Genomic DNA, 15,122 nt, shown 5'->3' on the forward strand with positions numbered 1-15,122 from the left:
GTTCATTAGGACGAATGCTGTTTACTTAAGACCGCTCTTGAGTCGTACATACCTTGTGGCGAGGGAGCTTGCTCCCGCTGGGCTGCGTAGCGGCCCCAAAAACCTGACAACCACTGCCGATTTTTGTGAGTGCTACGCACTCAAGCGGGAGCAAGCTCCCTCGCCACAGGTTTCTCTGATTCCAGACTTTAGGGCGAGCTTGTTTGGGTGCGGTGAAAGTTTAGTCCTGAACCACCACCTCCCGAGCCAGTGCCGTGACCACGGCGTTCAAACATTCATCCATTTGCAGAATATCGAAGTGCCTTGCGCTGACGGTTTGCACCTTGCGCAGACGAGGTTGCTGCCGCTCCAGCGCGGCGCGTTCGGCGGTCGGGTTGCCATCGGCCCACCAGCAGCACAGTTCGGCGTGCGGCAGCGGCAATGTTTCGACCTGCCGCGACAGCGCTTTCAGGCGCGTGCTGACCATGAATGTGTGCGCCAATTCATCGGCCCCAAGCAACGCATACCCGCTGGCCTGCTCGCCTTCGGTGTCGATCACCGTGCGGATGATTCGCGCGAAGGCGTCCTCATCACCGGAGGTTGCAACGCTCAAGGCCCTGGCAATGACATCGCCGTCCATGCTCAACGTTACACCGAGAAACTCGCGCAGGTCCGAGCGCCACTCATCCACGCTGGCGACGGCGTTGGCCTGGGTCGGCACAAAGCTGTCCACCAGACCGACAAACGCCACGCGCTGGCCCTGCTGTTCAAGCAACTCCGCGACCATCAACGCCAACGCCCCACCCAACGACCAGCCGAGCAAGTGGTACGGGCCGTGCGTTTGTTTGCGGCGGATGGCGTCGACGTAATCTGCCGCCATCTGCTGCAACGATGTGTCGTGCCATTGGCGGTCGAGCAGCATGCGACATTGCACGCCGTACACCGTGCGCTGGCCTTCGAGTCGACGGGCCAGCGGCTCGTAGTCGAACACCGTGCCGAACCCCGCGTGCAGGCAGAACAGCGCCGGTTGATCGCTCACTGGCAGGTTCAACAGCAGCAAGGCTTCCGAGCTCAGTTTCAGCGGTTGCTCATCGACGCCGGACAACCCGGCAATCGTCGGTTTGGCCATCATGTCGCGCAGTTTCAGCTGAAAGTCCGGCTCGTTCAGCGCCCGCACTTTCGAGATCACTTTCAGTGTGCGCAGCGAATCCCCACCCAACTCGAAGAAGTTGTCGGTGATGCCGACTTTTTCGACACCCAGCACCTGCTGCCAGATCTCGGCCAGTGCCCATTCCAGCGGGGTGCGCGGGGCCACGTAATCGCGCCCCTCGAAGCTCGGATCCGGCAAGGCTTTGCGGTCGAGTTTGCCATTGGGTGTCAGCGGGAAACGCAGCAACACCACGACCTGCGTCGGCACCATGTAATCCGGCAAACTTTCACGCAAGGCCGCCTGGCAACGCAGGCCCAGGCCGTCGTCTTCGGCCGCGACCACATAGCCCACCAGTTGCGGCCCCTGCCCGGCATCACGCACTACCACCAGCGCGTCATTGACCCCGACTTGCTCGCGCAGACGCGCTTCGATTTCACCCAGCTCGATACGGAAGCCACGCACTTTGACCTGATGGTCGATGCGCCCCACGTAATCGAACACACCGTCCTCGCGGCGGCGCACCAGGTCGCCGGTGCGATACAAACGGCCGCCGTCACTGCTGAATGGATCAGCGACGAAACGCTCGGCGGTTTGCCATGGGTGACGGTGGTAACCGCGCGCAACGCCCCGACCACCGATGTACAGCTCGCCGACCATGCCCACCGGCAGCGGATTGAGGTCCATGTCCAGCACATGCAGGCTGCGGCTGCCGACGCGGCGGCCAATCGGCGCGTACATCGCCTCGCAGTGGCCGCCGGCAGGAATTTTCCACAGCAACGGCGTGACCACGGTTTCCGTCGGCCCGTAACCGTTCACCAGGAATTGCGGTTTGAGCGTGTGCTTGACCCGCTCGAACGTGGCGTCCGGCACCGCGTCGCCACCGAAGCAGTAAATGCGCACCGGTGGCGGCTCACCGCCCTGCACCTCGGCGTGCTCGGCCAGTTGCAGCAGGTACGCGGGCGGGAAACAGGCGACGCTGATGCGCTGGCGATGCAACACCGCCAGGGTCTGCTCGGCGGTCCACAAGCTGTTGTCGCGAACCACCAATGTGGCGCCGCTGATCAGCGCGGTGATCCAGCGTTCATGCGCACCGTCGAAGGCGAACGACATGAAATGCAATTCACGGTTGCTCGGGTCCATTTCGTACAGCTCGGCAATCGCCTGCACGTGCATGCTCAACGGCCCATGAGCCACTGCCACGCTTTTCGGTTTGCCGGTCGAGCCCGAGGTGTAAATCAGGTAGGCCAGTTGCTCGGAATGGACTGCGCATTGTGGCGCCGCGACTTCGACGTCGAGGTTCAGGCGGTCCACCGCGACCATCGGTGTACCCGGATTGAGTTGCGCAGTGTCGCGCAGACGCTCCTGGGTCAGCAGCAAACGCATGTCGCTGTCGGCCATCATGTAGCGCAGGCGTTCCTGTGGATAGGTCGGGTCCAGCGGCACATAAGCGGCGCCGCACTTCATCACCGCCAGCAGCGAAATCAACAGTTCCAGCGAGCGTTCCATGAAGACGCCAATCACCTCTTCGGCCTGCACGCCCTGCTCCAGCAAGTGCACGGCCAGGGCATCGGAACGCCGGTCCAGTTCGGCATAACTCAAGCGTTCAGCGTCGCGGTCGGCGTAGCTGAGCACCAGCGCGGTGTGCTGCGGTTGCAGGCGTGCCCGCTCTCGAATCAGCTCGTGCACCGGCCGTTCGTGGTCGTCAGCCAGCGTTGGCAATTCACCGTCGAGTCGCCGGCCTTGGTCCAGCGTCAGCAAGCCCAACTCGCCGACTGCGCGCCCGGCGTCGTCGCACAAACGCTGCATCAGGCTTTCCATGTGGCTGCGCAGGGTTTCGACGCTGGCGAGGTCGAACTGATCCCGCTGGTGCATGTACTCGATGCGCAGCCCGTCATCGACGCTGACCATCAAGTCCATGGCGAAGCTGGTCAGGCCGAAATCGGAAACGTCGTCGAAGCGCAGTGAGTCGCCGTTCCACTCGCGCAACGTGCGGTCCACCGGCTGGTTTTCGAAGACGATGATGCTGTCGAACAGCGACTGCCCGCCCTGCCCGGCCCAGCGTTGAATATCGCTGAGCGGGGTTTGCTGGAAGTCGCGAATGTCGAGGTTGTAGGCCTGAATCTCCCGCAGCCAGTCACCGACGCTCGCGTCCGTGGGCACGCTGTTGACCACCGGCAAGGTGTTGATGAACAGCCCGAGCATGTTCTCCGAGCCGTTAAGGGTTTCCGGGCGACCGGACACGGTGGCGCCGAACGTCACCGTGCGCTGGCCGGTGTAGCGCTGCAACAGCAGCAGCCACGCGGCTTGCACCAAGGTGTTGAGGGTCACTTGCTGGTGTTGGGCAAATGCCTGCAATCGGGCGGTTTGCTGCGCAGTCAGGTGTGTGTAGATCGCGTGATAACCCGCCTGCGGCGCCTTTACCGGCAACGCCCGGGCCAAATAAGTGGCGCCTTCGAGGGCGTTGAGTTTGCCTTTCCAGAACGTTTCACTGGTCTCGGCGACCTGCTGGCCGAGCCAGTCGATGTAGTCGCGATACGCGGCCACCGGCTCCTGTTCGTCGCCGCTGTAATGACGCAGCACTTCACCGATCAGGCGCGAAACACTCCAGCCGTCCATGAGGATGTGGTGGTAGGTCCAGATCAGGCGATAGCGGTCGTCTTCCAGTCGCACCAGCAACAGGCGCAACAACGGCGCGCGGTTCAGCGCGAAGCCGCGTTCGCGCTCCTCGGTGGCCAACTGGCGCACCCGCTCGGATGGGTTATCCAGACCGCGCCAATCGAGTTCGGTCAACAGCGTCGGTGCGTTGCGCAATACAACTTGCAGCGGTTCCTTGTCGCCTTCCCACAGGAACGCGGTACGCAGGATCGCGTGGCGTTGCGCGGCGTCGGCCCAGGCTTCGCGGAAGCGCGGACCGTCAACCCCGCGCAAGCCAACTTCGATCTGGTTGACGTACAGCCCCGAGTCACCGTCCTGCACCGAATGGAACAGCATGCCCTGCTGCATTGGCGACAGTGGGTAGGGTAGACGTCTTCGACCGCGTCCGCGGTCAAGTCCAGCGCCTGGTACTGCGACTCGCTCAGTTCAATTTTCAGCGCCGGAGCGGCAATCACCGGGGCCGCTTCCACGGCTTCGACAGACTGGGCGACAGTCGCCAGTTCAGCGATGGTCGGGTGGCTGAACACGTGCTTCGGCGAAATGCTCAGGCCCGCTTTGCGCGCGCGGCTGACCGCCTGAATCGACACGATGGAATCGCCGCCCAGTTCGAAGAAATTGTCCTGAATGCCGATCGGCACTTCAAACAACGCTTGCCAGATCTCTTGCAGCGTCGCCTCCATGGCATTGCGTGGCGCGACGTATTCGCGCACCTGTTGATCGGGTTGTGGCAATGCGCGGCGATCAAGCTTGCCGTTGGGCGTCACGGGCAATTGCTCAAGCAGCAACACATGATTCGGCTGCATGTGCTCGGGCAACACGCTGCGCAGCTGTTGCTTCAGCGCGTCGAGCACCACCGACTGGCCCACCACGTAAGCCACCAGCTGTCTGGATTTGCCGACATCCAGCGCGATCACGACCGCCTCGCGCACCTGTGGACACTCCAGCAAACAGGTTTCGATTTCGCCCAGTTCGATGCGCAAACCACGGATCTTCACCTGATGGTCGATGCGGCCGACGTACTCGATCACGCCGTCATCGCGGTAGCGCGCCAGGTCGCCGGTGCGGTACAGGCGCTCGCCCTGTTCACCGAACGGGCTGGCGACGAAACGCTCCGCCGTCAGGTCCGGACGACGGTGATAACCGCGCGCCAGTCCGATGCCACCCAAATACAGTTCGCCGACGCAACCCGGCACTTGCGGTTGCAGGCTGTCGTCGAGGATGTAGGTCACCAGGTTGGCGATCGGCTGACCGATCGGCACGCTGATCGAGCCGTCATCGACGCAGGTCCAGTGGGTCACGTCGATGGCCGCTTCAGTCGGCCCATACAGGTTGTACAACCCGACGCCGGGCAGCACGCGGAACAAGCTGTTCTGCAAATCCGCCGACAACGCTTCGCCGCTGCACATGATTTGCCGCAGGCTGGCGCAGCGTTCAAAACCGTCGCCCTGAACAAACGCCTGCAACATCGATGGCACAAAATGCAGGGTGCTGACTTGATGTTGCTCGATCAAACGCACCAGTTGCGCCGGGTCGCGATGGGCGCCGGGTGGCGCCACGGCAAGGCGCGCACCGACCATCAACGGCCAGAAGAACTCCCACACCGACACGTCAAAACTGAACGGGGTTTTCTGCAAGACCGTGTCGCGAGCGTCCAGCGGATACGCGCCCTGCATCCACGCAATGCGGTTGTACAGCGCATCGTGATGGTTGGCCGCGCCCTTGGGTTTGCCGGTGGAGCCGGAGGTGTAAATCATGTAGGCCAGCGATTGCAGCTCGACCACGCACGACAGGTTTTCCTCGCTGAGGTTTTGCCAGACTTGAGCGTCGTCGAGGCAGATCGCCGTGGTGCCGGGCGGAATCGGCAACTGCCCCAGCAGATGGCGCTGGGTCAGCAGCACGTGCACGCCGCTGTCCTCGAACATGTGCTCGAGGCGCTCACGCGGGTAGTCCGGGTCCAGCGGCACGTAGGCGCCGCCGGCCTTGATGATTGCCAGCAAACCGATCACCAGCTCCAGCGAACGCTCGGCGGCAATCCCGACCAGCACTTCTGCGCCTACACCTTCGGCGCGCAAGTAGTGCGCCAGTCGGTTGGCCTGTTGGTTGAGTTGACCGTACGTCAGGGTCTGACCGCCAAACACCAGTGCAGGCGCGTCCGGCGTTTTCAGTACCTGAGCCTCAAAGCACTGGTTGACCGGGCGCACGTCGGGCCAGGTCACGGCGGTGTCGTTGAAGCCTTGCAATTGCTGCGCGGTGTGCACGGCATCGAGCAGGCTCAGACGGCCCAGAGATTGTTGCGGCTCGCGCACCATGGCATCGAGCAACGCCAGCAGACGAGTGCTCAGGCCGTCGATGGCCTCCGCGGTAAACAGCGCCGTGTCGTAGTTGAAACGCAGGTCCAGGCACTCGCCGAGCTCGGCGGCAATCGCCAGCGGGAAGCTGGTTTGGTCGTGATGGCTGACGCCGGAGAACTTCAACGCGCTGGGATTAGCGCCCTCCAGCGCCTCGGCGACCGGGTAGTTTTCGAACACCAGCAGCGTGTCGAACAGCGCCTCGCCCGAATGCCCGGCCCAGCGCTGCACGTCGGCCAGCGGCGTGTATTCGACATCGCGCAGTTTCAGGTTGAGCGCCTGCACCTCGTCGACCCATTGGCGGACGGTGCGCTCGGGGTGCGGCGTGGCGATCACCGGCAAGGTGTTGATGAACAGGCCGAGTTGCTGCTCGATCCCCGGCAACTCGCTCGCACGCCCCGACACCGTGGCGCCGAAGGCCACCGTGCGCTGGCCGGTGTAGCGCTGCAACAGCAACAGCCACGCCGCTTGCAGCAAGGTGTTCGGCGTGACGCGGGCCTGACGGGCAAAGCCGCTCAAGCGCTCGGTGGCCGCGCGATCCAGGCTCAGGTGCACGGTGCGATGACCGCCACCCTGCCCTGCGGTCGGCCCGGGCAGCGCGCCGGCCAGGCGCGTCGGCTCACTGAACGCCTGTAACTGGTCGAGCCAGAACGCCTCGCACGCGGCACGATCACGGCCGCCCAGCCACGCCATGTAATCGCGATAACGCCCGCCATTCGCCAACGGAATCACACCGGAGTAACGCTGCAACACTTCGCCGAACAGCTGCGAAGTGCTCCAGCCGTCCAGCAGAATGTGGTGGTGGGTGAAGATCAAGTGATGGCTGTCGTCGGCCGTCTGCACCAGCGTCAGGCGCAGCAACGGCGCGGCCGTCAGGTCGAAACCGCGCCGGCGGTCATCCTCGGCCAGACGTTCGAGGGCCTGGGCTTGATCCGCGTCGTTGCGCCAGTCGAGCACGGTCACCGGCAACGTGGCGCTGGCCAGAATCACTTGCAGCGGTTGTGAGCCATTGCTCTCGCCGAAGAACGCTGCGCGCAACACTTCATGGTGGTCCAGCGTCTGCTGCCAGGCGCTGCGGAATGCTTCGACGTCGAGCCCTTGCACGTCCACCCGCATCTGCGGGACGTAGGCGCCGGCCTCCGGGGCGAACAGGCTGTGGAACAGCATGCCTTCCTGCATCGGCGACAACGGGAAAACAGCCTCGATCTCGCGCGACGCCAATGGCAATGCATCGAGCTGAGCCTGATCGACGTGGACCAGCGGCACGTCACTCGGTGTCAAGCCACCCGCCCCGCTGGTGCAATGCTCGATCAGCGCTTGCAGTTCAGTGGCGTAGGCCTCGGCCAGACGCTGCACGGTGTGCTCGGTAAACACTTCGCGGCTGAAGGTCCAGCTCAGGCGCAGTTGGCCGGCGTACACCTGACCGTTAATGCTCAGGCCACGGTCCAGCGAAGCCGAAGCACCTTGCTCGGCGCCGCCGTTTTCCCGTGCCGGGCGCCACGGTGCCTGCTCATCGAAGCTGGCATCGAACTGGCCCATGTAGTTGAAGGTGATTTGCGGCGGCGGCAAATCCTCAAGACCGGCCTGCGCCAGATACCGCAGAATGCCGAAACCGATGCCTTTGTCGGGCACCGCGCGCAGCTGTTCCTTGACCGCTTTGATGCTGGCCGCCAGGTCGCTGGCCGGGGTCAGCTTGAGTGGGAAAATCGAGGTGAACCAACCCACCGTGCGGGTCAGGTCGATATCGTCAAACAGGTCTTCGCGGCCGTGCCCTTCGAGTTTGACCAGCGTCGATGGCTGACCGGTCCAGGCACCGAGCACCCGCGCCAACGCGGTCAGCAACAGGTCGTTGACCTGCGTGCGGTAAGCCGACGGAGCGTCTTGCAGCAGTTGGCGGGTGAAGGTTCTGTCGAGCACTGTTTCCACGCTCACGGCGTGCTGACTGGCGAGACTGCCTTGCGGGTTGTCGGCGGGCAGGTCGACCACAACGTCTTGATACTGACGCTGCCAGTAAGCGGCCTGACTGGCCAATTCGGGGCTTTGCGCATGCTGCTGCAAGCGCGCCGCCCAGGCTTGATAGGCGCTGGATTTGGCCGGCAGGCGCAAGGGTTGTGCCTGACGCGCCTGGTCGTACGCCGTCTGCAAATCTTCCAGTAACAGGCGCCAGGACACGCCGTCCACCGCCAGGTGATGCACCACCAGCAGCAAGCGCTGACCGCCAGCGCCCATGTCCACCAGCAAGCCGCGCAACAGCGGGCCGTCTTGCAAATTCAGGCTGGCCTGCGCGGCGTTGCAGTGATCCAGCAGGTCCTCGGCGGTCGAGGCCTGACGCTGCCACAACACCTCGGCGCTGTTGCACTGCTCGGCCTGAGCCTGTTGCCAGACACCGTTGACCTCGCGAAAGCGCAGGCGCAACCCGTCGTGATGTTCCAGCAACTTGGCCAATGCCTGTTGCAGGCAGGCGCTGTCCAGCGGCTCGCGAAGCTCCAGCAAAACCGATTGGTTCCAGTGGTCCCGGGCCTCGATGGCCTGCTCGAAAAACCAGTGCTGGATCGGGGTCAGCAACACTTCACCGCGCACCGGGCCCTGATCGATCTCAAGCCCTGCACTGCGTTGCGCAACCTTGGCCAGACTCTGCACGGTCTGGTGCTGAAACAGATCACGCGGACTGATGCGAATGCCGGCCTGACGCGCACGGCTGACCACCTGAATCGAGATGATCGAGTCGCCGCCCAGTTCGAAAAAGTTATCGTCAATGCCCACGCGTTGCAGCTTGAGTACGTCTTGCCAGATTGCTGCCAACGCCACCTGCATCTCGTCCGCCGGCGCCGTGAAAACCTGTTGCGCGAGCGCGGCATCCGGTGTCGGCAGCGCATTGCGATCGAGCTTGCCATTGCTGGTCAGCGGCCAGTGATCGAGTTTGAGCAGATGCGCCGGCACCATGTAGTCCGGCAGACCGGCCTGCAAGTGTTCGCGCAACGACTGACGCAAATCAGCGACGTCAGCGGTCACGGTGAACCATGCGACGAGTTGCTGGCTGCCATTGATCTGCGGCGCCAGCACCAGCGCCTGTTCGATGGCCGGGTGACGTTGCAGGCGGTCCTGGATTTCCCCGAGTTCGATGCGAAAGCCCCGGATTTTTACTTGATGGTCGATGCGCCCGGCGTACTCGATGCTGCCATCGGCGCAGTAGCGCGCCAGATCGCCGGTGCGGTACAGGCGCGCACCCGCTTCGCTGGCGAACAGGTCCGGAACAAAGCGCGTGGCGCTCAGGTCGGCGCGCTGGTGATAACCGCGTGCGAGCCCGGCGCCCCCCACGTACAACTCGCCGACACAGCCCTTGGCCACCGGGTTCAGGCGCGGGTCGAGCACGTACCAGCGCAGGTCGGCAATCGGCTCGCCCAGCGGCGAACTGGTGGCGCCGTCGAGGTCGGCGCGGGACAGCGGCCGGTATGTCACGTGCACCGTGGTTTCGGTGATGCCGTACATGTTGATCAGCTGCGGTTGCTGGTCGTCGAACGCGTCGTACCAGGGGCGCAGGCTCGGAACGTCCAGCGCTTCGCCGCCGAACACCACATAACGCAGGGCCATGCCCTGGGCGTGGGCGCAGGCAAACGGCATCAGTTGACGAAACGCCGACGGCGTCTGGTTCAGCACCGTGACCTGTTCGTCACGCAGCAACCGGGCGAAGTCTTCCGGGGAACGGCTGACGGCGTGCGGCACCACCACCAATTTGCCGCCGTAGAACAACGCGCCAAAGATTTCCCACACGGAGAAGTCGAAGGCATAGGAATGGAACAGGCTCCAGACATCGTCCGCGTTGAAGCCGAACCAGTGCTCGGTGGCGCTGAACAGCCGCGTCAGGTTGCTGTGGGGCAGCAACGTGCCTTTGGGTTTGCCGGTGGAACCGGAGGTGTAAATGACGTAAGCGAGATTGTCCGGGCAGGTGAGGTTTGGCAGATTGTCGGCGCACGCTTGTTGCAGCCAGTCACTGGTCTGGTCGAGGCACATCACTTCGATGCCTTCGGACAATGGCAGCCGTGGCAACAGCGCGGACTCGGTCAACAGCAGTCGCGTGCCGCTGTCGGCGAGCATGTAAGCCAGGCGATCCTGTGGATAATCCGGGTCCAGCGGCACATAGGCGCCGCCGGCCTTGAGGATTGCCAGCACGCTGACGATCATCTGCAGCGAGCGCTCCAGCGCGATACCCACCAGCACGTCCGGCCCGACGCCGCGTTCGCGCAGACGCTGGGCTATGCGGTTGGCCTGTTCATTCAATTGCGCATAGCTGAGGGTCGCGCCGTCGCACGTCACCGCAATGTTATGCGGGTGCGCGGCAGCCTGGGCCTCGATCAGTTGATGCGCGCACAGCGAGTTCGTGACCGGTGTAGCGGCGTTGCGGTTCCAGTCCAGCAAGGTGGCTTGCTGCTCGGTGTCGGCGAGCATGCACAAGTCCGCCAAGGCGACCGTGCCGTCGGCGCAGATTGCCTGCAACAGGTTCAGCCAATGCTGCCCCAGACGCTCGATGGTCGACACATCGAATAATTCAGTGGCGTAGACGAACGAAGCGTGGAGGCCATCGTCGCTTTCCACGGTGTCGAGCATCAGGTCGAGTTTGGTGGTCTTTTCGTCCCAGATCAGCGGTTCGACGCTCAGGCCCGGCAAGTCCCAACGCTGCGGGCCGCCGGCATCGCGCTGGTGGTTGAACATCACCTGGAACAACGGCGTGTGGCTCAGGCTGCGTTCAACACCGAGGCCATCGACCAGTTGCTCGAAGGGCAAATCCTGATGCGCCTGCGCGCCCAATGCCGCCGTTTTGACCTCGGCGAGCAATTGCAGAAACGGCTGGTCCGCGTGGGGCTGGCAACGCAACACTTGGGTGTTGACGAAAAAGCCCAGCAGGTTTTCCACGTCCTGGCGGGTGCGGTTGGCAATCGGCACGCCGACGCGAATGTCCTGTTCGCCGCTGTAGCGATGCAACAGGGTTTGCAGCGACGCCATCAGCACCATGAACAGCGTGCAGCCTTCGCGACGGGCAAGGTCTTTCAGACGGGACGCGACGGCGGCCGGCACTTGCAGCTCGACGCTGGCACCCTGCTGACTTGGGATCGCCGGGCGCCGACGGTCGGACGGCAGGTTCAACGGCGGATGCTCGCGACCCAGTTGTTCACGCCAATACGCGAGCTGACGCTCGGCCTCGCCGGCCTCCAGCCACAGGCGCTGCCAGCGGGCAAAATCGGCGTATTGAATACTCAGCGCAGGCAATTGCGCCGGTTGACCCGCGCTCAACTGCGCATAGAGCCGGGTGAATTCCTGCAACAGAATCGGCAGCGAGCCGCCGTCGGTGACGATGTGATGGAACGTCAGCACCAGCACATGCTGTTGCGCATCGAGGCTGACAAGCCGGCAACGCATCAACGGGCCGTGCTGCAAATCGAATGGCTGCCCGGCGTTGAGGGCGATCTGCCGTTGCAGTTCGGCTTCATCTGCAGCGTCGGATTCGACCAGCGTCGCGTCCATTCGCGGGTGGATTTTTTGCAGCACTTGCTGCTCGTCGAAGACGAACGTGGTGCGCAGCACTTCATGACGCTGCACCAACGCGTCCAGCGTTTGCGCCAGCGCTGCGCGGTTCAGCTCACCGCTGAGGCGAAAGGTACCGGTCAGGTTGTAGGCGGTCGCCTGCGGCTGCATCTGCCACAGGAACCACAAGCGTTGTTGTGCGTAAGACGCGGGCAATGTGTCGACCGCCGGGTCCCTTGGCGGGATCGGCAGCAGTTCCAGGGTCAGGCCCTGGGCGTGCATCTTTTCCTGCAGGGCACGCCGCGCATCCAGGCTAAGGCCGCAGAAACGCTGGGCCAGGATCATCATTCTGTCCGGTGCAGCACTCATCGCGTGTGTTCCTCATCCACTTCGTCGAACAACGCTTCCAGTGCGTCTACATCGTTTTCCTGGTGTTCACCCTGCTGGCGGAACTGCTCGATTTCCGTTGCCAGCCGCTCCAGGGTGTCGCCGTCGAAAAACAGTTTCAGCGGGATCGCCAGGTTCAGCTCCTCCTGAATCCGCGCGCGAATCCGCGTCGCCAGCAACGAGTGGCCGCCGAGTTCGAAGAAGCTGTCGTGCACGCCGACACGCTCAACCTGCAAGGCTTCGGCCCAAATCGCGGCGAGTACTTTTTCCAGTTCCGTGCGCGGCGCGATGAAGTCACTGCGGCGCACGTCGAGGTCAAGCAGGGCCTGGCGATTGAGTTTGCCGTTGGGCATCAGCGGAAAGCGTTCCAGCACCTGCAAACGCACGGGCTGCATGTGCTCGGGCAACACTTCGCCGAGGTGACTGCGCAGTTCGTTGAGGCGGATGTCGGCGGTGTCCGCCGGGGAAATCACGAAGCCCAGCAGTTGCGGGCCGGTCGCGGTTTCGCGGGCGATGACCGCAGCGTCTTCGATGCCGGGTGCGCCGCGCATGGCGGATTCGATCTCGCCGAGTTCGATGCGGAAGCCGCGGATTTTCACTTGATGATCGACGCGGCCGAGGTACTCCAACACCCCATCGGCGCGGTAGCGTGCGAGGTCACCGGTGCGGTACAGCCGCTGACCGGCCTGCTTCGAAAACGGGTCGGCAACAAAGCGCTCGGCGCTCAGCGTGGCACGCTTGAGATAGCCGCGAGCAATGCCGGCGCCGCCGACGTATAACTCGCCTTCGACACCCACCGCCACCGGCATCAGGTCCGGGCCGAGCACATGAATGCGCATGCCCGGAATCGGCTGGCCAATGGGGATGGTTTCGTCATCCTGACCCGGTGGCAGTTCCCACGCCGAACACCAGACCGTGCCTTCAGTCGGGCCGTATTCGTTGACCAGTGCCACCTGCGGCAAAGCCTCGCGATGCCGCGCAACCAACGCATTGCTGCACGCTTCGCCGGCGACGATCACACAGGCTAAAGCAGGGTTGTCGAGGTGCTCCAGAATTTGCGCGTGATACGACGGCAAGGTCAGGTAGTGGGAGACGTCTTCGCGCTGGATCAGCGCCGCCAGCAGCGCCGGGTCTTTGTAGCTGTCTTCGTCCGGCAGGCACAGGGTCGCGCCCTGCCCCAACGCCCAGAAAACCCCGGCCACCGAGCTGTCGAACGAGAAGGACGAGAGCATCAGGAAGGCGCGCAATGGCTGGCGATAAAACGCGTTGCGCGCCAGGGTCGAGGCCACGGCGTTGGCGTGACTGATCATCACGCCTTTGGGTTGGCCGGTGGAGCCGGAGGTGTAAATGACGTAGGCGAGGTTGGCGCTGTCGCCCAGAGGCGATGGCTGCTCTGGTGCAGCGGACCAGACTTCGGCATCAACCATCAGCGAAATCACCCGCTCGCTGTGCAGCGCATGCGGCAGCGGCTGACAGGCCAGCACCCGGCGTGCGGCGGCGTCCTCCAACATGAACGCCAGGCGCTCGATCGGGTAGTTGGGATCGAGCGGCAGGTACGCGGCGCCGGCCTTGAGCGTGCCGAGCAGCGCGATGACGATTTCCAGCGAGCGCTGGCCGTACACCGCCACGATTTCATCCGGCGCCACACCTTGTGCGCGCAGGGTATTGGCCACTTGGTTGGAGCGTGCATCCAGCTCGGCATAGCTCAGGCGCTGGCCATTGACGCTGACAGCGACGCGCTGCGGATGCAGGCGCGCCTGTTGGGTAAACAGCTCTTGCAGATAGCTGTAAGGCAAGGCGTGCTCGGCAGACTGCGGGTTGAAGTCCTCGATCAAGCGGCTCAGTTGCGCGGCGTTGACCAGAGTCGCCTGGTCCAGGGTCAACTGCGGCGCGGCCAGCAACTGGCAGCTGAACTCGACGAACTGCTCCAGCCAGACGGCGAGCATCGCTTCAGGGACTGCGCCGGCCAGGCACGACAGCTGCAAGTGTTCGCCCTGAACCCGCAAGCGCAGGACTTCCGGGTTGGCGTCGTCGACTTCAATGTTCGCATCGGCGTCAGCCTGATACACCAGGCCATAACGCAACGGCGCCGCGCCCTCGGCGCTCAGGTCAAACTCGTTGAGGCAGTCGAGCCACGACAGCGACTGGTCGAGGCTGGCGTTGAAGGCGGCCAGCGCTTGCGCCAGGGTCTGGTGACTGCGGTTGTCAAAGGCCACCGGCAGACGACGGGCGAAACGCCCGAGGGTCACGGCGGTTTGCTCGTTGCGCCCCGCCACTTGCCAGCCCATTAGCAACTTTTCCTGCTGGCCGATCCGCGCCACGAACGCACTCCACAGCAACAACGCGACGCGCCCTCCTTCGACATGCTGATCGCCGGCCACTCGTTGCACCTCGGCCAGCCATGCCCCATCGCGAACGGTTGCCTGATGTCGGGACAGGCTCACGGCAACGGTCTTTTCGAAGGGCAAATGATGCGCCAGCGCGAACTGCTGCTGCAGGTTGCGCCAGAACGCGGCGCCTTGATGGCCGATGTCTTCTTCGCGCAGTTCTTCCTGCCACGCGGTGTAATCCAGGTACTGCAAATCTTCCTGATTGTCGGCCAGCGGCTCGCCGCGCAGCAGGCTCGCCAATTCCACCGACAGCACCCGCAGCGAGGTTTCATCGAGGCTACTCGCCGGCGCCAGCAGCGTGACGAAATGCCCGTCGGCGGATTCAACCTGTGCCACCACCAGCGCGCGGGCCGCATCGTCAGTCAGGGTTTTACGGCTGCGACGCAGCGCCTCGTCCAGCGAAAACACGCGGCCCGGCAGCGTCATCGGCAGCTCATCACACAGGCTTTGCACCGGCCATTTCATTCCCGGCAGACGTCGATAAACCGTGCGCAGGGTTTCATGGCGCTGGCCCAGTTCATCCAGTGCCGCGCGCAACGCCTGCGCATCCACAGCCTGGGCGACCGGCACCGTCAGGGCAGCGAACAGCATCTGGCCACCCAGCTCCTGAACGCGCAAATAGAAGGCCTGTTGAGCCGAAGTCTGGAAAACGTCTACCGAAGGTTCGAGGGCGGTGGTGTTCATGTCGTGTCC

At 63.7% G+C, this 15,122-nt stretch carries 1 protein-coding gene and 1 pseudogene; both read right to left on the minus strand.

Annotated elements, in window-relative coordinates:
* Positions 1–220: 220 nt before the first annotated feature.
* A pseudogene (locus F8N62_RS26780) lies at positions 221–12,021 on the minus strand (amino acid adenylation domain-containing protein).
* On the minus strand, positions 12,018–15,113 hold the full coding sequence (locus F8N62_RS26785) for a non-ribosomal peptide synthetase (protein WP_150713490.1): 3,096 nt from the start codon (positions 15,111–15,113) through the stop codon (positions 12,018–12,020). Before F8N62_RS26785 ends, F8N62_RS26780 begins: the two are co-directional and overlap by 4 nt.
* Between the last annotated feature and the right edge of the window lie 9 nt (positions 15,114–15,122).

It is taken from the genome of Pseudomonas fluorescens (assembly GCF_902497785.1).
In the GTDB taxonomy this organism is placed as follows: Bacteria; Pseudomonadota; Gammaproteobacteria; order Pseudomonadales; family Pseudomonadaceae; genus Aquipseudomonas; species Aquipseudomonas fluorescens_BO.